Raw genomic sequence first — 24,869 nt, forward strand, 5'->3', positions numbered from 1 at the left:
CTTGGATTTGCGCTCGAACACCCGCTCAAACCCGTACAGTCACAATGTAAGGGAGGGCTAGAAGATGGAGCTATGACAATGTGACGGGGGAAATAGTTTGGCTGTTACAATTAAGGTTGTCAAGGCATTCACCAGCAACTTTTTGATCGGAGCACCCATGCCGCCCTATATTTCGAACTCATTAAATCCAAACGTTCCGTCTCAATTTCACACAAATACCACCCCGAGTAAAAAGTCGATTTTTGTCGGTAAAACTGAGTTTGGACTTGACAGCTTTTAAAGAGGAGGCATATAATAAGAAACATGAAATAGGTAACCGGTTACACATCGTTTATCGAGGTAACATAAATAATAAGTATGCAATGTATAAATGATAGTATTTATCGAGATAAAGGAAAATTTCGGGAGCATGTAACCGGTACCCTACGCAAGGATTTCTTTGCTAAGAGTACGGGTTTGCTTTTTAGTAGGAGTGAGTCGTAACCAGTGGCAACAATCAGAGATGTAGCAAAGTTGGCAGGCGTTTCCGTAGCGACCATTTCCCGATACTTGAACAAAAACGGATATGTCAACGAAGAAACAAAATTGCGGGTAGAGCAAGCGATCAAAACGCTTCAGTATGAACCGAACGCGATGGCTAGAGGGCTTGCAGGAAGAAAGACAGGAACGATCGCCTTAATATTCCCGGATATCACGAACCCATTCTTTGCGGAGCTGGCTAGAGCTGTTGAGGATGTTGCCCGTATGTACGGATATACGGTGATCCTATGCAATTCGGATAATCAAGCGGATAAGGAGCAAACCTACATCAGGGTTCTGAAGCAGCGGTATGTAGACGGCATTTTGTTTGCTTCCTACAGCCTTCGCTCTGACGACGTTGATGCTTTGAATAATGAGAAAATTCCTTTCATTATGCTGGATAGAGCGCCGCGCGAGACTTCTTGCACGGTCGTAAGCTCCAAGCATTTGGAAGGGGCGCAGCAAGCCGTACAGCATCTGCTCGATGAGGGCTGCACGAAAATTGCTCATATCTACGGTCCGCAGGATACGGTGACCGGAAGAGAACGGTTCATGGGATATGAGCAATCTGTGAAACATTTTCCTTGGTATTCGCCAAGCCTCGTCGAACCTGGTTATTTCCGTGTCGACGGTGGAATGGAAGCGGTTGAAAACCTGATGAAGCGCCATCCTGATATTGATGGAATTTTTGCCGGTAACGATACGATGGCGGTTGGAGCACTTAAGAAATTGCAGCGAATGGGCGTGCGCGTCCCTGATCAAGTTGCGTTGTGCGGTTTTGACGGAATCGACCTTACGGTCATCGTAGAGCCGGAAATTACGACGGTCGCACAATCGATTTATGATATGGGGATGCTGTCAACACGGCTTCTTATTAAGAAAATCGAAGGTGACAACAGCGAACATCAAACGCATCTATTCGATGTCAAACTCATTCCGCGCGAGTCAACGAGAAGAAAAAGATAAGAATGAACCATCGAATCGGATGATGGACAGTGGAGGTTGTAAAGCAATGGAACAATTCAAAATTTTGGCGCCCTGCGGGATGTTAGGTTACGGATTTCCGAAGTCATCGTTTGTAAGAGGGATGGAACATAAACCGGATGCGATCGTCGTGGATGCCGGATCAACAGATGCCGGTCCTCACAAATTAGGAGCGGGTACGGCGATTGTCAGCAAACAAGCCTGCAAAAAAGATCTGGAACTGATGATTGTAGCGGGCGCTGAAGCCAAGATTCCAGTCATTATCGGATCTGCCGGAGGAAGCGGCGCAAAGGTCCATGTTGAATGGACACGAGCGATTATTATGGAAATCCTTGAAGAAAACAACATTACCGGGCTGAAAGTCGCGACAATCTGGGCGGATATTCCGAAAGAGGTCGTGGAAGCTAAGTTAGCAGCAGGCGAGTGCGAACCTCTTGGCCTTGCAGTGAAGACGCTTACCAAGGAAAGATTGGAAGCTACGAACGGTGTTGTCGCCCAAATGGGACATGAACCCATTATGGCAGCGCTTCAAGAAGGCGCTAACATTATCATCTGTGGTCGCGCTTACGACCCTTCGCCCTTTGCCGCGGTGGCCATGTTTCATGGTTTTGATACAGCGCTTGCTTATCATTTGGGTAAAATTCTTGAATGCTCAGCGCTTTGTGCAGAACCGGGGACAACGAAAGATTGCATGCTGGGCATTCTGACCAAAGATTCCTTTATCGTCAAACCGCTGAACGACAAACGTAAATGCACGGCCGTTTCCGTAGCAGCGCACACGTTTTATGAGAAGGATCATCCTTATCTGCTTCATGGTCCGGGACTTGTTCTGGATCTTGAACATTGTGAATTTAAGGAATTGGGAGACGATAGCGTTGAGGTTCGCGGCAGCCGGATCATGCCAACCCCTGAATATAAAATCAAGCTCGAAGGGGCAATGAAAGTCGCGTATCGTACGCTCGTCGTCGCAGGCATCCGCGATCCACTTTTGATCGAACGGATTGAAGAAGTTGAGGACCTGGTCAAACAGCAGGTTTGGGAGTATTACAGCGAAATACCGCAAGAAGATTATGAAATCAATTTCATCAATTACGGTCTTAACGGCGTATTGGGTGAATTGGAGCCGCAAAAAACAGCCGGTCATGAATTAGGTGTCGTCTTCGAAGTTATTGCGAAAACACAAGAGCTGGCGAACACGATTTGTAGCTCGGTCAGATCTACCTTCTTGCATTACGGCTATGAGGGCAGGAAATCCACAGCGGGTAATCTGGCGTTCCCTTTTGCCCCAAGCGATATCCCTTTCGGTGCTGTGTATGAATTCTCTGTTTATCATTTGATGCAAGTTGCGGATGGAGTCGAGATGTTCCGTAACGAGTATATCGAGGTGTAATTATGAAGCTAGTAGATGCAGCGAAAGTACTGAGAAGCAAAAACAGCGGACCGTTTGAAATTACGGTGGATGCCCTTTTTACAGATCCGGAGAAGTATTACAAAATCAAGAGTTCCGGCATCATTAACAAAGATTTGGTATCGGAGCTTTACAACATTGAGCAAGATAAGATCATGCATATCGTCTTTTTCGATCAAGCGCTCGGCTTCAAAATTACGTTCGCGCGGAAAGTTTCTTCAGGCACGTTCTTGGATCGTGACGTATACGGAGCTCAACAGCATGCCCCACTGATGGAATTGGAAGTCGACGTATGATAGGAAAGGAGTCGATTCAAATCAGAACGCATTCGAAAGTTAAACAAATGTGGAGCGACAAAGTGCTCTACTTGATGCTTTTGCCGGGAATCGCTTATTTTATCATTTTTCACATCTGGCCGATCATCGGCATGAAGTTAGCTTTCTATGATTATCAGATTCTTGGAGACAACGTTTTTGTTGGATTGAAATATTTTCGAGAACTCTTCAGCACGCCAATCTTTGAGCAAGTATTAAAAAATACACTCATCATCAGTGCAATGAAAATGTTTCTTATTTTCCCAATTCCGATCATCTTCGCGCTAATCCTTAATGAATTCATTAACGGGAAGTTCCGGAAATCGATTCAAGTCATTTCATATTTGCCGCACTTTCTGTCCTGGGTCGTTATCGCCGGGGTATGGTTCGACTTTTTATCCAAATCAAACGGTGTGGTCAATGAGATCATTCAACTTTTCGGATTTCAGCCGCACGACTTTCTGACTGATAAATCAGCGATCAGATGGGTGCTTGTGGCCAGTGAAGCATGGCGGAATATCGGATGGGATTCGATCATTTTCCTTGCAGCCATCATGGGTGTGAATCAAAGTTTGTATGAAGCGGCGCATGTGGATGGAGCCAACCGCTGGCACATCGTGACGCGAATTGTATTGCCTCATCTGTATATTCCGATGGTGACCATCTTCATTCTGAATGTTGGATTTATTATGAATGCAGGACTGGATCAAGTGTTGAACTTCACGAATGATTCCGTCAATAGCCGGATTGATATTATTGATACTTATGTGTACCGCGTTGGTTTGGTCAACGGTCAATATTCATTCGCCACAGCGGCTAATTTGTTCAAAAGTATGATTGGGGTCGTGCTGGTGCTTTCCACGCATTTCATTTCCAAGAAACTGACCTCGAAAGGCGCATGGTAAGGAGGAGCTAGCATGAGTGTCCAAAAATTTTCGTTCACCAAATTAGTGCTCGGTGCCATACTCATCCTCATATCGCTGACGATGTTTGTACCGATCATGAACTTGATCGCCAAAGCTTTCTCGAACCCTAACAAAGTTCATATGCTGCACGGCTATGACATTTTGCCCAAAGGTTTCTCGTTCATCAATTTCCAGGTTGTGCTCAGCAATCCGATCGTCGGGAAAGCGTTAATGAACTCTTTATTTATTACGATTGTCGGAACGGCTTTCAGCATTTTCTTCACCACTATTACAGCCTACGTATTAACGCGTAAAAATCTGGTCGGTAAAACGCCGATTATGATTTTCCTCATCATTATCATGATTTTTGAACCGGGGATCGTGCAAGAATATATGGTCATCAAAGACCTGCACTTGCTGGATAATCTTTGGGCGATGGTCCTCTACCGCACGATTAACGTCTTTTATTTGATCATTATGATGCGGTTTATTGAAGAAATACCGGATTCCCTGGTTGAGGCTGCGAAAATCGATGGCGCTGGGCATATGACCGTGTTCATGCGGATTATCTTACCGCTGTCCCGCATTCCGCTTTTGACAATCGGTATGTTCTATGCAGTGGCTAGATGGAATGAGTTTTTCAAATCGAGCATTTTCTTATCGAGCCGAAGCAACACCGTGCTGCAAGTATTGCTCAGGCAGTTCGTTGTTGAAGGAGACACGACAACCTTGGTCGGTGCGGCTGATTTGATGAAAAATAACCATATCGCGCAATTGGATTTCTCGTCTTTGAAAGCGGCTACGATTGTCATTGCTATGGTTCCGATTCTAATGCTATATCCCATTATTCTGAAGCATTATACCAAAGGAGTAATGGAAGGCGGCGTAAAAGAATAGTATTCAAACATTATCTTGGGAGGCAAACCAAATGAAAAAAGCGCTTTTTGCAATGGCTGCGGTCGTCCTGGTCACAACAGCATGCAGTTCCGGAGGGAACAATTCAACGAACACGTCTGCACCATCTGCAACGCAAGATGGCCAAGCGGTTACGACAGTTTCCATTCTAGCTAAAGATTTTGCACCAGACGATCCTAACGTTCAGAAATTGATTAAAGGCATCGAAGATGGCATGAAAGCAGAAGGTAAAAATGTCAAGCTGCAAATTACGCCGGTTCAAAGCGGAACGTATTCCGAGAAAATGGGCTTGCTCTTACAAAGCGGCAATATCCCTGATCTGATCTACTTCCAAGGCGGGGATTATCAATTCGCAACGACTCAGAAAATTTTGGAGGATTTGACTCCATATATCGATAAATCCAAATATGTTAAGGCTTCTATGAATCCTTATAACATCGAAAGAATGAAGAACTACCCTTACTTGCTATGGTTATCACCGGTTAATAGTGCTATTCCTGTCGTGCGTCAAGACTTGATGGATAAAACAGCTTCCGGTAAAGCAGCTTTGGAAAACCCAACAATCGATAACTACTACACATTCTTCAAAGAGTTGAAGGAAAAAAGCGGCGCGAAATATGCCTACACAACGGCAGGCAATCTGGATGAGCTAGACGCAATGTTCGGGCAAGCCTTCGGATTGACAACTACTTGGATCAAGGGTACAGACGGTAAATTCGAATTCGGCAAAACAACGCAGTCTGAAAAAGAAAAATTGGAATTCTACGCGAAGATGTACAAAGAGGGCTTGCTTGATCCTGAGTTCCTGACGAAGAAATGGGACACGAAGGAAAAAGCATTCTATGATGGTCAAGCGGCGATCATGGCGGGTACGCAAGGGAAAGTAATTGACCTGTACAACTCCAAATCTACGGCACAAAATGGCGCAGGCGCGAAAGTCGTTCCTCTGCCGCCGGCAAAAGGCAAGGCACAGGGCTACACACCGGTAGATACAAGCAAAGAAAGCCGTGGTTTCGCGATTTCCAAAACGTCCAAAAACAAAGATATGGCTTTTGCTGTATTAGAATACATGGCTAGTCCAAAAGGTCAAATGATGGATAAGCTTGGTTTTGAAGGCTCCGAGTACCAAATCGTGGATAACAAAATCAAATTGACAGATAAGTTTGCCTCTTGGTACCCGCACTTTGTTGAGTCCGTGATCAGCTTCACGCCGGACAAAGAGTTTGATCCGACGACGCCTTACTTCTCGGAACCGGCAGCGAAATCGCTCAAAATGTTCGAGAGCAATTCCACCAAAGACAATATCTTCATTATGCCTGCTGATTTGGCAGCGAAATGGGATGCAGCTACAGCGGTTTACAAAGAATTCGCAGCTGATATCGTAACGGGGAAGAAAACAGGCGCTGATTTCGATAAATTCGTTCAAGCTTGGAACGCTGCTGGCGGTAAAGATGTAACGGATTATGCGAATAAAACAATTAAGTAAATCGGGCTTTGATGCCAATAAATGAACTGCAAAGTGTGGGGCGTAACAGCCCTGCACTCCCTGTGGAAGGGAGTAAGTCAAATGGTTACTTTTGCTGATAGAGTAAAAGGTGTTGTTTTCGGTACGGCGTATGGCGACGCAATGGGCGCTGTCGTTGAGAAAATGACATTTAATGAAATTCATGAAAAGTATGGTCGGGTTGAAACGACGATGACCAAATGGTGGAAAGCGGATTGGTCGGAAGACAAGAGACTCGGCAGGATGAGAGGCGAAGGCATCGTTACTGATGATACGCTCATGACGTTAGCGCTTATGAATGTATACGGCATTGAACGCCGCCATTTGGATGCTTACGATCTGGCTAATGAGTTTGTCAAAGAGATCTCGTTCCGTCCAAAATACATTCCTGAGCTGGGTAAAGTCACTATGGTGATGGACCGTTTGTTTTATCCGGAGAAGCATATTTTCAACCGTCATGTGCTTGCCAATTGCGAGCCTCGTGAAGGCGGTTATGGCAATATGGTTAACTGTGGCGCTGCCATGTATATCTCACCGATCGGCATGGTGAATGCCTGCAATCCGAAGGCAGCGTATGATGAAGCGATTCTTTTTGCATCCGGTCATCAGGTCAGTTATGGCTTGGAAGCGGCTGGCGTATTGGCTGCCTGTGTTGCGAAAGCTTTTGAACCTGGTGTGACGGTAGAAGATATCATTCAAACAGCCTTAATGTATGCAAAAGATGGTACAAAGCATGCGATTCAAGATCTAAGTGATACCGCTCGATCCCTGAAACCAATCAAGAATAACCGGGCTGAAGTTGTAGGCCAGCTGCATGCGGCAATGGCCAAATACTCGCCAATGGGCGATGATGTCAACCGAAGCATTCATAAAGTAGGTATTCCTTCTAACCACTATACCCCAAGTCGATTGTTCTCAATTGAGGAACTTCCTTTGGCATTAGCTTACATTATTTTGCATGATGGGGATTTATTGGAGGCAGTTAAGGACGGAGTGAGCTCTGGACGCGACACGGATTCTATTGGTGTTATGGCTGGTGCCATTCTTGGAGCTATGCATGGCGTTACGGCTATTCCGCAAGATGAAATTGCTATTATTGAACAGATTAATAAGCAAGAAATCGAGAAACACTGCAATGAATTTATTGAAGCAGCCTCATTTATTATTGAGCAAGATCTTGCACTCAGCAACCTTAGACAACAACAGATTCGTTCTATTATTTAAAGGTGGTGTAATCGTTGATTCCTTCTAATTATTTGGAAAAACTTTATTCAGGTTACTTAGGTATGAACATTGGCATAAGACTGGGCGCTCCGGTAGAACCGACGATTTGGACTTATGAAAGAATACAAAGCACATATGGTGACATCACGGACTATGTCAAAGAATTTAAAAACTTTGCGGCGGACGACGATGCGAATGGTCCTTTCTACTTCCTGCGCGCGTTGTATGACGATGCGAAAGACCGCGATATTACCCCTAACGATGTCGCTCGCGCTTGGTTGAACTATGCCCGTGAGGGAATCGGAATGTTCTGGTGGGGCGGTTATGGCGTAAGCACAGAGCATACAGCCTACATCAATTTGAAAAAAGGGATTGAAGCTCCACAGTCAGGTTCGATTGAGCAAAATGGACTTATTATCGCCGAACAAATCGGCGGTCAAATTTTCATCGACACTTGGGGTCTCGTCAATCCTTGCAACCCGAAAAAAGCGGCCGATTTCGGTGAAGCGGCAGCTCGCGTTTCTCATGATGGCGAAGGCGTGCTAGGCGCGAGATTTTTCTGCGCAGCTATTTCCAAAGCGTTCGAAACAAGCGATATCAATGAAATTATTGAAGCCGGTTTGGCTCAAATTCCAGCTGACTCGATTTACGCTCAAGTGTCCAGAGCGGTTCTTGCGTTCCACGCGCAGCATCCGAATGATTTCAGAGCATGCCGAGATATGCTGGAAAGAGACTGGGGTTACGACAAATATACCGGCGTATGCCACATCATTCCTAATGCAGGCGTCTGCGTGCTGTCCATGATTTACGGCCAAGGCGATTTCAACAGAACCGTTGAGATTGCAACAATGTGCGGTTGGGACACGGATTGCAATGCTGGTAACGTTGGTACTGTGCTTGGTGTAGCTTGCGGCTTGGAAGGTATTGCGGATAAGTATCGCAAACCGATCAACGACTCCATTGTGATGTCAGGGATTTCAGGTTTCATGAACATTCTTGATATTCCGACCTATGCGAAAGAATTGGCGATTCTCGGACATCGCTTGGCGAATGTTCCTTGTCCGGAAGGCCTTGTGGAGAGCTTCACGGAGCACGATATATATTTCGATTTCGAACTGCCGGGTTCCACACATAACATCCGCATTTCGGATCCGTTCTTCTGTCAGGCGAAACACTCCACTGAGAAATCCTTCAAAGGAACAGGTTCTCTGGAAGTCGTCTTTGACCGCATGGTTCGCGGGGAAAAATCAAAAGTATTCTACAAGCCATTTTATACACGCGATGATTTCAGTGACGAAAGATACTCACCGACATTTGCGCCTAAAGCATCCTCCGGCCAAAAAGTATCCATGCAAATTTTCCTGGATCAGTGGGGCGGCAACGAAACAATGGGGATCGCACCTTATGTGCGCCTGTCCAAAAGCAAAAAAGAGCTTGTACAAGGTTACGTGAAGCTCGTTGATCAAGAGTGGGTGCATATTGAATTTGTGCTCCCGGATTCCGAAGGCGAACTGATTGATGAGGTCGGTATCGTGTTGGAAGCTTATTCGACTCGTAAGCCGAAAAGCTTGGGACGCATTTTCATCGATGAATTCCGGATTTATGGCAACGCAGATTACACAATTGATTTCAGCAAGCAATTGAGCAACTTCGGCTGCATCACGCCATTTGCGCATAACAACGGGGCTTGGAGCCTGGAGAATGGCGCTATGTATCTCATGACGGCTGAGCCAAGCGAAGCATATACAGGTAATTATTTTGCCAAAGATTACTCCGTATCTGTCCAGCTCAACCCTCAAAGCGGACATTCCCACTTGGTGGCTGTTCGTGCGCAAGGCGCAATGAGAGGTTATCACGTAGGATTCGATGGAGCGAATCAAGTGTCTCTGTATATCAACAACTTCGGGTTCACGAAGCTGGCGAGTGCGGAGTTCCCTTGGCAGCTGGGCAAAGATTATGATTTCAAAGTGACGGTGCAGGGAAATACCCTAACATTTGCTATTGACGGGCAAGAAGTTTTGAAGCACACTGACGATACATTCGATTACGGTATGTTTGGTGTAAGCACAAGAACTGCAGCGAGAACTTATTTTAAACATATTAGATTTACGGAAATTTGAATTTGTGGGTGGATCGGGGAACGTTATGAAAATAATCGTAATTGGCAGTGCAAATATGGATATGGTCATGCAGACTAGCCGTATTCCAGAGATGGGCGAAACAATGCGGGGCGATGGATTTATGCTATCCGCCGGAGGCAAAGGGGCCAATCAGGCAGTTGCTTGCGCAAAAATGGGCGCTGATACCTGGTTTATGGCGAAAGTTGGCGATGATATTTTTGGGCAATCGTTGATCGGCAGCCTCAAAGGGTTCGGTGTGAAAACTGATTATGTAGGAATAGAACCTGAAGTTACAACTGGTGTAGCCGCGATTACGGTTTGCGATGGGAATAATGCGATCATTCTTGACGGCGGCGCCAATAACCTGGTTAAACCTGACTATATTGAAAGCTACAAAGATCAGTTGCTCGCAGCCTCAGCGGTCATGCTGCAGCTGGAAATTCCACTGGAAACCGTCTATGAAGCCATTCGACTTGTGAAAGGCAAGGTGCCGATTTTCTTAAATCCGGCGCCTGCCGTTCCACTCGATGATGAGATTTTGAATGGTGTGGATTATTTCACACCGAATGAGATCGAGTGCCGGATGTATACGAATGTGGAAGTGAAAACCACGGAAGATGCTTTTGCGGCGCTGGATATTTTACGCGGCAAGGGCATTCGCTTCCCGTTGATTACACTTGGCGAGAAAGGCATTGTGTACTATAACGGCACTGAGAATGTGTACATGGAAGGCCGTAAAGTGAAGGCGATAGATACAACAGCTGCTGGAGATACGTTCTCAGGGACGCTTGCAGCTATGATTACTTCTGGTAAATCCCTCGATGAGGCGGTAAACATCGCTGTGCATGCGTCTTCCATTTCGGTTACCCGGAGGGGCGCGCAGCATTCGATTCCGTATTTATCGGAGCTTGCAGGACTATGATGAGATCAGGGGAGATCCGTTTTCGTGAGTTGTTGAAAACTGCCGAGCACTTGGGTGAACACCGTATTTATACGGTGGAGCGGAGGTCAGATGGGCATGGTGAGTATGCTGCTATGTATTTGGAGACTGAGCTCATCCCGGGCGAGTGGGTGAAAACGTATTTCTGGATAGGCGTTCCTTATGGGGAAACGCCTTTTCCTGCTATGCTGCACATCCACGGGGGAGGTTCGCAGACGGCGAATTTGGAGCATGTCCGGCATTGGACGAGTAAAGGGTATGTCGCGCTTAGTTACGATTGGAAAGAGGAACTCTCGAGGCAGGAGCATTACTCCGATTTGGCAGACATGCCTACGAAAGACATGGAAGAGGAGTTTGACCCGCTGCAATCGGTCATGTTCACGCGTCTCATTCATGCGAAGAAAATGGTCACGTGGTTGGCTCAGCTGCCGGAAGTGGACGAGGACCGGATGGGGGCTTTCGGTATTTCCCGCGGCGGCACGGTAACAAGATTGCTTAACGCCTGGGATAACCGTTTGCAGGCGGCAGCTCCTATTTATGGCTGTGGCAAGCATATGTCGCCAGGACGGCTGAACCGTAACGTTCGCAGGCCGCATACGCTGGAAGATACCTACGAATGGGAGCAGCTGCTTAGCGGTTTGAGACTAGCCGAGCGGGAGCAGTCGCCGATGTTGATCATGTCAGCTACGAATGACTATTGGGGCTGGATGGACGCGATCTGCGAAGGAGCTGCCCACCTTCCGAAGACGAAGCGTGGGCTGTTTTTCGCAGCCAATCAGAACCATCATTTGGATGGCTGGGCAGGCGCCACGTTGGATTGCTGGATGGATGCCCTGGTCAAGGGTGACGGGCATTGGCGTCAAGCCCCGGCGGCTGCGGTTTCGGTTCACGAGGGAGCCATGCGGGTGACAGCCGAATTTAGCGCTGATGAGCTATCCGTTCTCCCTCAGAAGCTCCGCTTTTGCTGGTCTTGGTATGACTGGAGCGAGGTGCTTCCGCCGGGCAGATACTGGCATGTGAAGGAAATCGACTGTTCGCCAGACAGCGGCTTCAGCGTGGAAATCCCGGTTATTGATCCTGCAATAAGCGGTTTCGTCTATGTCGATGCTATTTATGCGGATGGCGTAAAAACGAGCAGCTTCCCTCTGCGATTCTCGCCTATTTATCTGGGGGCTGTTGCGTCCGGTTTGCCTTTAACACTGGAGTTGGCTGATTTCACTCACGGGCTCGACGGATGGCATTGTCCGGAGCAGCGGACGGAGCCTTACGACACCGATTTCCGCTATGTGTTTGTGGATGATCCGTCCGGAGGCAAGGCGCTTGCTTTGGACGAACCGGGCATGAGGTTTGTCCTGGTCACACACAAGCCGGTCGATCCTATGATGCAAGAGGACAAGGACCATTTGCAGCTGCAGCTCAAGCTGTACACGGACGTTCCGGGCGTGTGGGAGATTTCGGTTTTCTATCGCCCGGATCAAGCGGGACAGATTGTTTGGGTGAGTGAGGTAGAGGGAGTGCTCGGCTGGGCAGATGTACGACTGGCAAGGCAGTCGTTTGGCAGTGCAGGCGGCAAGGCGCTCTCATCTTGGGACAAAATGCACAAGATCTTCGTGTCCTTTGTCCCTGAGCTGGTGGACGCAAGCAGCGGTTGTAGGCCGGCACTTGGATCGGTGCGTTTTGTTTAAGATGGCGGGTTAGCATTAACGCCGATTGTTCCTGCTATTTTCTGTAATTTTTCCAATTTCAAGTAAATAACTGGATATAGTACCGCTAAAATCGCTGAATCTAGCAAATTTAGTTCAGGTTACCTCGATATAGATGTAGATTCTACCGTTATTTCGTTCCATGCCACAGTGCAGCGCGAAATAGCGGTAGTTTTTGCTTTTAGCGGAGACGGGTTAGAGGGTCATTAGAAGTTCTCAACAGAACTACGGAGTAAATCCGTAGTCTCTTTATATTATGAAGCGGCACTCAAAGGGCGCACGGCTGCGCCTTAAATGCTCAAAATAACTGTTGACACAATCTGAGCTACTTACTACTATAAAAGTGTGGGTAATTGGATGATCCAATTATCAGCATATTGTCAGACGGAAGGTACTCATCATGACCATAAAGAAAATCAAGTACCACAGAGTGTATGAGGATGTCATTGAGCAGATTGAAAAATTGATTCTTGAAGGCAATCTTGCGCCTGGAGACGTTTTGCCGACGGAAAGAGAGCTTGCCCAAGCGTTCGGGATCAGCCGCGGAACTTTGCGTGAAGCGTTCCGAATTCTGGAACGAGAAGGGCTGATTGAAACTCGTCCTGGCGGCGGCCGTTTTCTTAACAAGAACCTCAGCAAGGCGGAAGATAAAACGAGAATTCTAGATAATATTGAGAGAGCTACGATTATTGAATTGCTGGAGGCCAGAGAAATTTTTGAAACCGGTATTGTGGAATTGGCAGCCTTGCGAGCATCCGAACAGGATATTCTGGAAATTGAAAGCGCTCTCGAAAAGTGGGGCACGATCGACACGGAATCGGATGATCCCGTCTCTCCAGATCAAGCTTTCCATCTGTCCATAGCTAAGGCTACACATAACGTGGTGCTGGTAAATCTCATCGATCTTAACATGGATTTGCTGAAACGAACGGCCACGAAGACGGTTGAGATACCTGGTCGCAGAAACGAAGTGTACAAGGAGCATTTTAACATTTTTCAGGCGATAAAAGAGAGAGATCCGCTTAAAGCCAAAGAAACGCTGCTGTACCACTTGAAGCAGGTCAAACAAAATATTCAAATGAAATAGCAAAAAACGGATGAAGGTTATCCGTCTCAATAAATTGGATCATCCAATTACCCAAATTATTCGTGTAGTCGCTTTAACTAAATTGTAAGCGGCTACAAGCTAAAGAAACATCAATGACGATTCTCGTTCCGTATCCCATTCTTCTACAGGCAGTCACCACTACGATACGAATGAAGTATGGAAGACGGCTTCAAAGAATAATAGAAAGACAAAAAAGGGAGGAAATAGAATGAAAAAGGCACTTCTCATGGTGGTCTCGGCTTTAATGGTTGTAACAACCGCATGTTCCAGCAGCGACGGCAAGTCTTCCAGGAACACAGCAACTCCAACGTCCGTTCCGGCAGCAACAAGCGCAGGGGATGCGAGTAAAGAACCGATCACTCTCTCCATCGTAGCGAAAGATTTAATGGGAGATGACCCCGGCGTTCAGAAGCTGGTGAAAGGCATCGAAGAAGGAATGAAAGCGGAAGGCAAAAACATTAAGCTGAAAATTGTTCCTGTTCAAAGCGGGACCTACTCGGAGAAGCTGGGCCTACTGCTGCAAAGCGGTAATATTCCTGACCTTATTTATTTCCAAGGCGGCGACTACCAGTTTGCTGTAACGCAAAAAATTCTGGAAGATTTGACGCCTTTTATCGATAAGTCGACGAACGTGAAGGCTTCGATGAACGTTTATAACCAAGAAAGAATGAAGAACTATCCATATCTGCTATGGCTGTCGCCTCCGAATAGCGCTGTACCTGTCGTTCGCCAAGATTGGTTTGATAAAACCGCATCAGGCAAAGACCTGCTTGCCAATCCGACAAGCGATAACTACTATACCTTCTTCAAAGACTTGAAAGAGAAAAGCGGTGCCAAATACGCTTACACGGTGGCCGGGACACTCGATGAGCTTGACGTCATGTTCGGTCAATCCTTCGGCCTGACATCCACATGGATTAAAGGGGACGACGGTAAATATGCTTACGGTAAAACAACACAGTTTGAAAAAGATAAACTCCTATTTTACGCAAAATTGTACAAAGACGGCTTGCTGGATCCTGAGTTCCTGACCAAGAAGTGGGACACGAAAGAGAAAGCCTTCTATGATGGTCAAGCCGCTATCATGGCAGGTACGCAAGGCAAGGTAATCGACATCTACAATAACAAATCGATGAGTCAAAATGGAGCGGCCGCCAAGGTCATGACATTGCCGCCGGCGAAAGGGAAAGCGCAAGGATATACTCCGGTTGATATCAGTAAAGAAAGCCGCGGTTTTGCCATCGCCAAGACATCCAAGAACAAAGAAATGGCCTTTGCGTTACTGGAATATATGGCCGGCCAAAAAGGTCAGATGCTGGATAAGCTAGGCGTTGAAGGCGACGAATACCAAATCGTCAATAACAAAATCAAATTAACGGACAAATTTGCCGCTTGGTTCCCGCATTTTGTAGAGTCAACAGTGAACTTCAAACCGGATAAAGAGTTCGATCCCGCAACACCATATTTCTCTGAGCCGGCAAGTAAATCTCTACAAATGTTTGCTTCCATGTCGACCAAAGATAACAGCTTTGTGATTCCAGCTGAACTCGCTGCCAAGTGGGATGCTGCCTCTGCCAAGTATAAAGAGTTTGCAGCAGATCTCGTAACCGGCAAGAAAAGCGCGGCGGATTTCGATAAGTTTGTTCAAGAGTGGAACGCAGCAGGCGGTAAAGAAATGACAGAATACGCAAACAAAACGATCAAATAAAAAAACTGACGGCAAGTGGGGCGCAAGCCCCACTTTTTACCATGAATAGAGAGGTGAAAGCAATGGAATTTCATACTGCAGATGACAAGCGGGTGTTCATTCCAGAAACGTCGTACATTTATCGTGTTCAACATCGCATAATGGAAGGAGATTGCCAGTGTGATCACGGCCCCTTTCTGGTTAAGGTAGAGGCCTTCTATATAGACAAATACCCTGTCACGAATGAGCAGTACAAACATTTTCTTGATGAAAGCAGCTATTATCCTGAAGACAGTCACAACTTCATCAAGCATTGGCAAGAAAACGGCATCCCTCAGGGCAAAGAGAATCATCCGGTCATCTGGGTCAGCCAAGAGGATGCAAGAGCTTATGCCAAATGGAAAGGCGGAAGGCTTCCGAAGGAGACGGAATGGCAGCTCGCGGCAGGAGGCAGCCAGAAATTAAAGTGGCTGTGGGGCGATCACTTTCATGCCGAGAAGTGTCATTCTTCCGGTTTGGATACAATGCCGGTCGATGCTTTTGCCTCCAACGTTAGCCCTTATGGTTGTGTCGACCTGACCGGCAATACCTGGGAATGGATGGAGGATACCGTAAACGATGAGCAGCACAAATTCACCTTTTTGCGGGGAGGATCCTACTATAAAGCGCCACATACATGGCATGCGGAGGGCGGTCCACATCCGACAGACTATCATCTGAAATTTCAACTGCTGAATGAAGGGTTAAACCGCTGTGAAACCGTTGGTTTCCGCTGCGTTTACGAGGTGACACGATGATTTTGAGCGATAAAGAAACACACATCACGACGATCAAAAATGAGAAGATGGGGTTTGCCATCAAGCGAAGCGAGATGGTAGCAGCATGATGCAGATGCACGTTGAGTTTACGATGCTGCACGGCATTTTCCATCTCAACCAGCAGCATGGTTTCAGCTTGGAATTCTCCAATGTTCCGAGGGGCGTCAGAAAAAGAAACATCAAATCGAAATCATTACGGGTTCCTGGAACCAGTTCAAAAATAAAGAATCGATGCCGGAAACTGATATCTTCCGATATGTGATGACTGAGCATTTTTCGCCGATTATTTCGCGTTGGCATGTAGGCATTCGCAAGGATTTGCACATCAAACGGGCTATTTTTAATAGTACTGGTATACTGATTTGGCAGGATGTTTTTGGCAGTTGGCTGCCCTATAACAAACTGCAGCAGGCAGCCATTAAGAAGTGGAAGCACATCTGGCGGGAGCATAAGGCGAACTACCAGAGCTCAAATAACGGAGCTGCTGGCGGGGGATGAGCTAATTCGGGGACTGTGAAGTCTAAAGAGTTGTCGATTATTAGAGTGGGTTTGTGATCGCAAACAAGGACGCAATAAAAGAGCTAAGCGAATTCAAATCGCCTAGCTCTTTTTGTCTCAATCTACCAGCTGCAAAAGTTCCGCCTTCACACTTTCGTACGCGTTACGGTCACCTTTTTTAGCATAAAATCGGAGGCCGTCTACGCCTTTAAAAAGCAGAGCACACTTCAGCCGCTCCTCGAAATGCGGAATGTCCCGCCCCTCGCTGGCCCAAGCGCTGCGCACCATTTCTGGAATTTGCAGCTGTGGCGTCCAGAGATGCTGCGTCGCCAAGTCGAACACGAAGTCGCCATAGAAGGCCATCTCCCAGTCGACGATCCCCGTAACGCGATGCCCGTCCGTCAGCATATTGCCCAGATGGAAATCGCCGTGCACAAGATATCGCTGCTGCGGTGAATAGGCCGACAACTCCATCATGATGCCATATAAGCGTTGAAAAACGTCCTTTTCCAAGAAAGTGTCCGTAAATAGCGTATACCAGTTATGCCAAAAGCCTGTCTGCTCCTCCCGAAAGAAGGATGCCAGGAAATCAGGCCAACTCTCGTGTGTGCCGTCTCCCGAAGGTTGAATCCAGCCGTATCCTTTGGTTTCAGCAAGCTGGACTTCATTCATATTTTTAAAATGTTGGAGGAGATCGGGAAGAATCCGCTTAATCTCGGCTTCCGGATAGGAGATGATGGTACGTCCCGGTACCTTTTCGGCAATGGAAAAGCATAGCTCTTCGTTCGCACGGCCAATCTCCAAAACACGAGGAACCGGCAGACCCTGGGGTGAAAATGTTTCATGCACATAACGCTCTCTGACAAACCCTTCACGGCCACTGTTAAAATGAATGATAAATTCCTCATCGTGTTGAGAGTAGCTGAACACTTTGCTCACTTCGCCTTGCTCAATCGGCCGCACATCGGTCACGGGTTTGTTCAAAAACTGCTGCAAGAAAGCTTCTGCTGATCGGGTATCCATGTTGGGTTTAATCCCGGACATTTGCCATCACCGTCCCTTATTCATCCTATGTTTTTATTCGCAGCCTGGCTAGATGAAACATGAAGCAGGATACTTTCTAGTCTATCACGAAAATTTGGAATAGGAAAAATAAAACAATTTACTATCATAATAACTGACAGTATGCTGTCAGGGATCCTCCTGTATGATGATGGTAACAATGAGAAATGGCCTTAAGCCAAAGGAGAGATACTTATGAAGCAGCAAATACGGAACATGTATGATTTCCATGTATGGGCGAATCAAACGATGTTGACCCACTTGAAAAAGTTAGGAAAAGATGTGTACACACGCGAGATTCAAAGTGTTTTTCCTACGGTGTCGAAGGTGATTGCACACATCTATGTTGTAGATGCCGGTTGGTTGGACATGATGCAGGGTAAAAGCATGAATGAAGCCATGGCGGATTCGGTCCAGTTGACGGCTGATGCGGAGTCCAAGAGCATGGAGGAGCTTGAATTGATGTATATTCAATTATCGGAGAGGTTCAAAGCCTATTTGGATGAGCAAGACTCTTTGGAGGAAACGATTGTGCTGGATAATCCTTATGCAGGGGTGCGGGAAACCAGCCGTGCGGAAATGCTGCTTCAAGTGGTCAATCACGGCACCTATCACCGGGGGAATATTACAGCGATGCTGCGCCAAATGGGACACGCCTCTGTAATGACGGAGTACGGTCTGTACTGGTATGCCGGATAGCTTTACTTCATGTCCTCCAAAGCTTGAATCGCATAGTTCAGCTCAACATCTTGTCCTTGTACGTATTTTTGCTCGAAAGTCTGTTCATTTAAGGGAATGTCAATATCGGGAATGGCGCCGCCTTGCCCCTTGTCGTCACTATCTCCTTGAATCTTTTTCTCTTGATTCAGCGACCTGCCATCCGGCAGCTGCAAGAGATAGCCTTCCGGCATTTCAACTTGTATAGGGCTTGAAACAACCCCAAAAGATCCATTTGTAGAGGTAAATCCAACAATTCGAGCATGGGGCAGTCCCTTCATTACAAGAGGCAAACCTTCTCCGGAACTTCCCGTTCGTTGATTGATCAGAATAGCTAACTTACCGCCATAGTAAAGCTCTGCAGGTTTGATTATACGAGTTTCATTGGCATTGATTTCAAACTTGCCAGCCATACGATTGTAATAGCTCACGTACTCATAAAGTTTCGGCTTATTTACTAAATAACCTGCCATTGAAGTAACCAGATCATCACTTCCCCCCGGATTGTCACGAACATCAATAATGAGACCCTTTATTTGCTTTTCCTGAAACTCTTTCAGTTTGGCTCCCAATACTTTATCCGGATGAGGCATTGTCGTGCTTGGAAGAAAATATCTGATCTTCACATAACCATATCCGTTACTTAGGACTTCGCCTTCCACCGGCGCATCCGTTTTATTTAGTTTGACTCTTGTTTTCTTTAGCGTCTCGTAATTGTCGTCATAAGCCGTTAAAGTTGCTTTTTTTGTTTCAGTCTCCCCTTTGTTTTTAAAAGCCACCTGGACGTCTTTCCCAACAGATGTTCTTACCATAAACCTTCCTTGATTATCGTTCCGGTCTCCATCCGTAGCCATCGGGTTTTCGCTCCAGTAGGTGGCATGGTAAGCTTCTTGTGCCTCTTTTCCATCCCAAGAAATGATCTCAGCCCCAAGCTGGATGCCGCTTTTTTCAGCAGGACTGCCCGCTAAGAGCATATTGACTACTACCTTGCCCTGATCTAATTGGATCGTACTTAGACCAACACCACCGCCGACTTCTTGTTTGAAAATGTGATTATCATCGTACAATTTCTCATTTACGATTTTGACATGCCCATCTCGAAGGGAATAAAGATACGATCTTAACGTTATATAATATAAATCTTTGTTCTTTTGCTGTTCTGCTTGTTGAAATAGAGGTTCGTACTTATCTTTCATTGCTGCCCAGTCTACCTTTTTCCAATCACCAAACGGGTACTCCCGGGATAGTCGCTCATTCAACTGTACAAATGCTTGCGAATAGCTCATTTGACTGAAATGGCTTACTGGATTATAACGTGACTCACCAGCCAGTATCAACGAAAAGACAAGAGGGAGCATACCGAGTAGACAGAGGGTCACTCTTAAAATTCTGTACTTGGGCACGGGGATGTGACCAACCGGTCTAAATACTTTCTTGACCGTACATAAGAAAAGAATCGCGGCAACTGCGTAGAATATTAATGCCAGCAGGGTCGTATCACCAATTAGCGCACTTACAATCGCAATAAGCAGAGCAGCACTTGGCAAAAAATCAAACCATCTGACATATTTTTGGATAGGCACGGCATACCAGACTAACACAGTTAAAATGATAGCAAATAACAGCAGTTCATAAACAGTGAACCACTTCAATGAACCCAATACATCTCCAATCATGCTCATGTTTCAGCTCCTTCATCTGAGGCTTGCGTTGCTCCTCAAGATTAGAAAAGAAATATGAACGGAGCGTGAACGCCACAAATACCGGCACCATCAGGTACCGGCTTTTGTTGAAAGCGTGTTTGGCGGAGTACTCGGAATCTGCAGAGTGAACTTCGTCCCTTGTCCGACTGTGCTTTCTACTTCAATGTTTCCATGATGATGTAGGACAATTTGCTTGACAATAGCGAGGCCTAGACCACTTCCCGTACTGTTGCGCGATCTATCCGTTTTGTAAAACCGCACGAAGATTTGATTTAATTCCTCAGGCGTCATACCAATCCCTGAATCTTTTATGATAACGGTATACGAATGGCTGTTTGCGAGGAGTTCGATGCGAATCGTCCCATTGTCAGGCGTGAATTTGATGCTGTTTCCAAGCAGGTTAATCCACACTTGATTGAGTTGATCGGCATCTGCCGTAATTTTCGCGCCTATGGGCAGCTTCAGGTCGATCCGAATATGTTTGACAGACCAGAGCGGCTCGCAGGAAACAACGACCTGTCGGATTTGCTCATCAAGGTTAAACGTTTTTGCAACAAAAGGATGATGCTTGGATTCAAGAGAAGCAAGCTTGAGTAGATTATCGCTAAGCCGTGACAGCCTATCGCTTTCCTTCAGAATGATGTCCAAATACCGTCCGCGTTTCTCCGCTGTTACCAGATGGTCGAGCTTTAGCGCCTTCGCAAAACCTGAGATGGATGTTAAAGGCGATTGTATCTCATGGGAAACATTCGAGACAAAGTCCTGACGCATCATTTCCAACTGCTTCAGCTCACGGGCCGTCTCGTTGAAACTTCGGGCAAGGATCCCTAGTTCGTCTTTTCGCTTCAGCTTCAATTCCACATCAAAATCGCCCTTAGCGAGTCTTTTGGTTGCTTTCGTCAATAGTTTAAGGGGCTTCACCAAGAATCGGGCGGCAATCAGAATACATAAGCTTCCTATAACAAGCACAAGAAACAGAATAGTGATCAATAACCGGATTACGGCCTTTTCATTTTTGGTGGAAGATTGCAAGAAGATGGCGTAGTTCTGACCTTCAAACGCAAACGGAAGCCCGACATACAAGTCCCCCTCTGATTTAACCTTCGATCGATATCGTGCTCCTTCCAGCACCTGTTGGACGAGTTCCTTGTCAATCGCAATGAACTGTTCTTTATTGTCTGCTCCATATAGTTTTTTTTCGCCTGAAGCAGTAAAGAGTTGAATCGGATACACCGTTAACTGGGATGCTTTTTCCATGAATGCTTCCAGATCTTGAGGCTGAGTTTGTTTATAAAGTTCAACGATGTTGTCACTTACTTTGATCATGTCATTTTGTCCCAACTCGTTTAACTCTTTTTGAAATATAGCGATTCCGATAATAAAAGAGGAGATTAGGCCGATTACAATTGCTGCCAAAAAGGTGAGCACTATTCGTACATATAAGCTCTTCATCCTGCAACAACCACAAGTCTGTATCCGAGACCGCGCGCCGTTTCAATGTAAAAGTGCTTGATATCGCTTGCAAATTTCTGCCGCAGCCTCTTGATGTGCACATCAACGGTCCTGTCATCGCCTTCGTAGTCCATCCCCCAAATTTGAGTGATCAGTTGCTCTCTTGTGAAAATCTGGCCTGGGTAGCTGGCCAGCTTGAACAGCAGTTCGAACTCTTTTAGAGGAAGGGCCTGCTCCTCATTCCCGCGAATGACCTTGTAGGTACCCAGATTTAGATGAACCTCACCCAGTTGTATAACCTTGGAGGAGGATATCCGAGATCGCTTCAACAACGCTTTGATACGCAGCACGAGCTCTACCGGATCGAACGGCTTCGCCAAATAATCGTCTGTCCCTAGCTGGAAGCCCTTTACTTTATGTGCCGATTCCCCCTTGGCCGTCACCATTAGAAGGAGGAGATGAGGATCTCGTTTTCGAATCTCTTTGCATAAATCCCAGCCATCCACCAGCGGCATCATAATATCAAGAATGACAAGCTCAACGACTGTATTTTCCAGTACAGAGAGTGCTTGTTCTCCGTTCTCCGCTTCGATAACGTCGAAGCCTTCATTCTGTAGAAAGAGGCTCATCAGCTCGCGAATGTGCGCGTCATCATCAACAATAAGTATTTTACTCATTTGCTGCTACCAACTCCTTTTTATGCGATAAGCTACTTAAACCAACCTTTTTTCCAGAACCAGGCGAACATGCCGAGACCGATGCCGAACATGACGAAGAGGATGGCATAATACCCCCAGTGCCATTCTAATTCGGGCATGTGTGCAAAATTCATCCCATATATGCCGGCAATGAACGTCAATGGCATGAAAATCGTAGTTATCACCGTCAATGTTTTCATAATCGTATTCATGCGATTGGAATTCAAGGAAATGTAGCTGTCACGCATATCGGCTGTCATATCTCGATTGGATTCAATCATTTCGGAAAGCTTGAGCAAATGATCATGAATGTCCGTAAAAAATACGATGTGCTCGCGAAATTGTTCAATCCGATCGGTATTGATGACCCTGTACAGCAGATCGCGCATAGGCACGATGGTCCGGCGTATTTTTAACAATTTGGAGCGAATTTCAAAAATATCGTTCATGAGCACCTCAATGGACTCGGAATGCACATTGTTTTCGATTTCATCCAGCTGATCCTCTAATTGATAAACGCTGGGAAAATACTGATCAACCAAGTTGTCGAGCACTAAGTAGGCGGCATAAATATGGCCTTCGCTTCGCAGGTTTTCCTGCTCGGACAGACGGCACCAGGCATCCTCAATTTCTCTGGAGTCATGCTGATGGAAAGTGACGATAAAGTTGCTCCCCAGAAACATATCCACCTCTTCCGCATCCAGCGTCTTCGCATTCATCGCATGCATGACAAAGAAATGGACATTTTCATAATGGTCCATTTTCGGTCTTTGCAGCAAATAGAAACAGTCTTCGATAGCCAATGGGTGAAAATGAAAATGGTCTTTGAGCTCCAATGCTTCTTCTTCACTGGGATTATGGAAATCAACCCAATACCACTTAAACTTGGGGTCGTCGAGCTGACGAAGAGGGACATCGTGATGTACGGTAAAATCGGTCGTAACCGCTAATGAACGAATCATAATAAAACTCCTAGGTTGAAATACATTATTAACTACATATTTTACCATACAAAGAGGCGAGATCAGAATTTCCTGGGCAATAATCGGGCGATTTTTGTGGGAAAAGCAAGAAAAAGTGCTCGTGCGAATTCACATGAGCACTTTTTCGATGGTAAGCGGATGAAGCGCATGGCTTTCATCCACATGCACGAAGGCGTCGTACCGCCGCGCCATCACCGAGGGAACATAGTTCCCGCGTTCATAGGCTTGGCGGTACACGACCCCGATGGCACGGTGCCCCAGCACCTCGTGCCCGAGAAGCGGATCCTCCCTGCGCAGCAGGAGGATCTGATCGTGCGCGCCGGCGCGGTGCATGAGCTCCTCCCAGCTGCCCGGTTGGGCAGCGGGCACTTGCATCGCCGTCACCGGCGCGCCCCAATCTTTCGCGGCTATGACCGTGCCGCGGTAAGTGCCGAAGCCGATGGCGAACACATCGGCTTCGCCGTGCGCTTCGCGCACGAGCTGGCCGACGTTGACCATGCCGTCGGCCCGCATATCCGTTGCACGCGCATCGCCGATGTGCGTGTTATGCTCCCAGACGATCACTTTGGCGTCTGGGCCATGGTACTGCACGAGGCGCTGCAGCGCCTCGGTCATGTGTCGATCGCGGATGTTCCACGATTCCGCGTCGTGGCGAACCATGGTGCGGTAGTAGTTCTCCGCGTTCACGGCAACAAGCGCGTTCAGTTCCGCGCTAAGTGCCGCTTCGCTGTCTTCGTCGTACCGCACGCGCTTCGCGTGAAGCTCTTGCAGCAGCTTCACGACCTCGTCTTTGCAGCTTTCTCCATAGAAAGCTGCGGAAGCGCCATAGTTTTGACCCTCCTTGTCATAGGAGTCAAAACAGGCGAATGCTGAGCGTGCGATCGCGAGCTGCTCGGGTGTGCCTTTTTCTATCAGGTAACGCTCGATTTCTTCGAATGACTCCCATAAACTATAGACGTCAAGGCCGTAGAAGCCTATGCGCTGACCCATGGGTTTATCCGCATTGTGCCGCTGGAGCCAATCGACAAGTTCGCCTACTTCCTCATTGGCCCACATCCAAGTCGGCCAACGGTTAAATCCTTCTAACACTTCACGAGTGTTTGGTTTTGCATCTTTATACTGCTTCACGTAACGGTTGACCTCGTAGCAGGAGGGCCAGTCGCCTTCGACGGCAATAAACGAGAACCCTTTCGTTTGTATAAGCTTGCGAGTTAACTCCGTGCGCAATTTATAAAACTCGGATGTACCATGCGTTGCCTCGCCTAACAGCACATATTTCTTATCTCCGATCGCCTCAATAAGATCATCTAGATCATTTGGCGTGTTAAGAGGAACGGCCTGCTGTTTGATTTGTTCCACGATGGCTTCTTGGACGTTCACGTTCATCTCCATGGTTATCGGACAAACTCCTCTCTTTTGGATTTTCTTCTGTAGTATGTACAAATTTGGCATGATCAAAAGGCGATTCGTCATAAAACAAATTTTTTGTAACACAATTGGAATATTTCTGTTACAGTCCTCTAATATATGTGGGGTATTATAATAAACAAGACCCCCTTTTTTAATATAAACTTTGGACCTGGCCCCGTTGGCTAGGTCCCTTTTTT

Annotated in this window: 21 protein-coding genes; 15 read left to right on the forward strand and 6 right to left on the reverse strand. The window is 46.7% G+C overall.

The window, feature by feature from the left end:
- The first annotated feature begins 486 nt into the window (after positions 1-486).
- The 14 genes from PCH02S_RS33725 to PCH02S_RS33790 all read left to right on the forward strand — a co-directional run bounded on the left by PCH02S_RS33725 (position 487) and on the right by PCH02S_RS33790 (position 16,647).
- Complete coding sequence (locus tag PCH02S_RS33725) at positions 487-1,485, forward strand: LacI family DNA-binding transcriptional regulator (protein WP_127458484.1); 999 nt, start codon at positions 487-489, stop codon at positions 1,483-1,485.
- A gap of 46 nt (positions 1,486-1,531) precedes the next feature.
- Entirely contained in the window at positions 1,532-2,893 is a 1,362-nt protein-coding gene (locus PCH02S_RS33730) for an acyclic terpene utilization AtuA family protein (RefSeq protein WP_127458485.1), read from the forward strand.
- 2 nt (positions 2,894-2,895) lie between these two features.
- Positions 2,896-3,207, forward strand: coding sequence for a DUF4387 domain-containing protein (locus PCH02S_RS33735; protein WP_174806859.1), 312 nt, complete (start codon positions 2,896-2,898; stop codon positions 3,205-3,207).
- On the forward strand, positions 3,204-4,130 hold the full coding sequence (locus PCH02S_RS33740) for an ABC transporter permease (protein ID WP_276562925.1): 927 nt from the start codon (positions 3,204-3,206) through the stop codon (positions 4,128-4,130). The genes PCH02S_RS33735 and PCH02S_RS33740 overlap by 4 nt, the downstream gene beginning before the upstream one ends.
- 12 nt (positions 4,131-4,142) lie before the next feature.
- The gene (locus PCH02S_RS33745) at positions 4,143-5,027 is read left to right on the forward strand and encodes a carbohydrate ABC transporter permease (protein WP_127458487.1); all 885 of its coding nucleotides are present in this window, start codon (positions 4,143-4,145) and stop codon (positions 5,025-5,027) included.
- 31 nt (positions 5,028-5,058) lie between these two features.
- Positions 5,059-6,531: an extracellular solute-binding protein gene (locus tag PCH02S_RS33750; RefSeq protein WP_127458488.1), complete on the forward strand. Its 1,473-nt coding sequence runs from the start codon at positions 5,059-5,061 to the stop codon at positions 6,529-6,531.
- An 81-nt stretch (positions 6,532-6,612) separates the two neighbouring features.
- Positions 6,613-7,773, forward strand: coding sequence for an ADP-ribosylglycohydrolase family protein (locus PCH02S_RS33755; protein ID WP_127458489.1), 1,161 nt, complete (start codon positions 6,613-6,615; stop codon positions 7,771-7,773).
- A 14-nt stretch (positions 7,774-7,787) separates the two neighbouring features.
- Positions 7,788-9,893: an ADP-ribosylglycohydrolase family protein gene (locus PCH02S_RS33760; protein ID WP_218033197.1), complete on the forward strand. Its 2,106-nt coding sequence runs from the start codon at positions 7,788-7,790 to the stop codon at positions 9,891-9,893.
- 25 nt (positions 9,894-9,918) lie between these two features.
- Positions 9,919-10,815, forward strand: a complete 897-nt coding sequence (gene rbsK, locus PCH02S_RS33765; RefSeq protein ID WP_127458490.1) for a ribokinase — start codon at positions 9,919-9,921, stop codon at positions 10,813-10,815.
- A complete protein-coding gene (locus PCH02S_RS33770) occupies positions 10,812-12,518 on the forward strand; it encodes a dienelactone hydrolase family protein (protein ID WP_127458491.1) in 1,707 nt (568 codons plus the stop codon). Before rbsK ends, PCH02S_RS33770 begins: the two co-directional genes overlap by 4 nt.
- 418 nt (positions 12,519-12,936) lie before the next feature.
- Complete coding sequence (locus tag PCH02S_RS33775) at positions 12,937-13,623, forward strand: FadR/GntR family transcriptional regulator (protein ID WP_127458492.1); 687 nt, start codon at positions 12,937-12,939, stop codon at positions 13,621-13,623.
- A 229-nt stretch (positions 13,624-13,852) separates the two neighbouring features.
- Positions 13,853-15,352, forward strand: a complete 1,500-nt coding sequence (locus tag PCH02S_RS33780; protein ID WP_127458493.1) for an extracellular solute-binding protein — start codon at positions 13,853-13,855, stop codon at positions 15,350-15,352.
- 62 nt (positions 15,353-15,414) lie between these two features.
- Positions 15,415-16,128, forward strand: a complete 714-nt coding sequence (locus PCH02S_RS33785) for a formylglycine-generating enzyme family protein (protein WP_164819832.1) — start codon at positions 15,415-15,417, stop codon at positions 16,126-16,128.
- A 252-nt stretch (positions 16,129-16,380) separates the two neighbouring features.
- Entirely contained in the window at positions 16,381-16,647 is a 267-nt protein-coding gene (locus tag PCH02S_RS33790) for a hypothetical protein (RefSeq protein ID WP_127458495.1), read from the forward strand.
- A gap of 117 nt (positions 16,648-16,764) precedes the next feature.
- Here the strand turns inward: PCH02S_RS33790 and PCH02S_RS33795 are convergent, their stop codons facing one another.
- Positions 16,765-17,670, reverse strand: a complete 906-nt coding sequence (locus PCH02S_RS33795; protein WP_246069385.1) for a phosphotransferase family protein — start codon at positions 17,668-17,670, stop codon at positions 16,765-16,767.
- A 234-nt stretch (positions 17,671-17,904) separates the two neighbouring features.
- Here PCH02S_RS33795 and PCH02S_RS33800 point away from each other — a divergent pair, with 234 nt between their 5' ends.
- Entirely contained in the window at positions 17,905-18,408 is a 504-nt protein-coding gene (locus PCH02S_RS33800) for a DinB family protein (RefSeq protein WP_127458497.1), read from the forward strand.
- 2 nt (positions 18,409-18,410) lie between these two features.
- On the opposite strand, the gene PCH02S_RS33805 is transcribed toward PCH02S_RS33800, so the two are convergent.
- From PCH02S_RS33805 to PCH02S_RS33825, 5 genes are all read right to left on the reverse strand, one after another.
- Positions 18,411-20,108 carry a S41 family peptidase gene (locus tag PCH02S_RS33805; protein ID WP_127458498.1) on the reverse strand — a complete coding sequence of 566 codons (1,698 nt, stop codon included), beginning with the start codon at positions 20,106-20,108 and terminating at the stop codon, positions 18,411-18,413.
- A gap of 90 nt (positions 20,109-20,198) precedes the next feature.
- Entirely contained in the window at positions 20,199-21,581 is a 1,383-nt protein-coding gene (locus tag PCH02S_RS33810; protein ID WP_127458499.1) for a sensor histidine kinase, read from the reverse strand.
- A complete protein-coding gene (locus tag PCH02S_RS33815) occupies positions 21,578-22,258 on the reverse strand; it encodes a response regulator transcription factor (RefSeq protein WP_127458500.1) in 681 nt (226 codons plus the stop codon). Before PCH02S_RS33815 ends, PCH02S_RS33810 begins: the two co-directional genes overlap by 4 nt.
- Positions 22,259-22,290: 32 nt before the next feature.
- On the reverse strand, positions 22,291-23,241 hold the full coding sequence (gene corA / locus PCH02S_RS33820) for a magnesium/cobalt transporter CorA (protein ID WP_127458501.1): 951 nt from the start codon (positions 23,239-23,241) through the stop codon (positions 22,291-22,293).
- Between the two features lie 129 nt (positions 23,242-23,370).
- Positions 23,371-24,735, reverse strand: coding sequence for an erythromycin esterase family protein (locus PCH02S_RS33825; protein ID WP_407670154.1), 1,365 nt, complete (start codon positions 24,733-24,735; stop codon positions 23,371-23,373).
- Positions 24,736-24,869 lie beyond the last annotated feature (134 nt).

Source organism: Paenibacillus chondroitinus NBRC 15376, assembly GCF_004000765.1.
Taxonomy (GTDB): domain Bacteria; phylum Bacillota; class Bacilli; order Paenibacillales; family NBRC-103111; genus Paenibacillus_E; species Paenibacillus_E chondroitinus.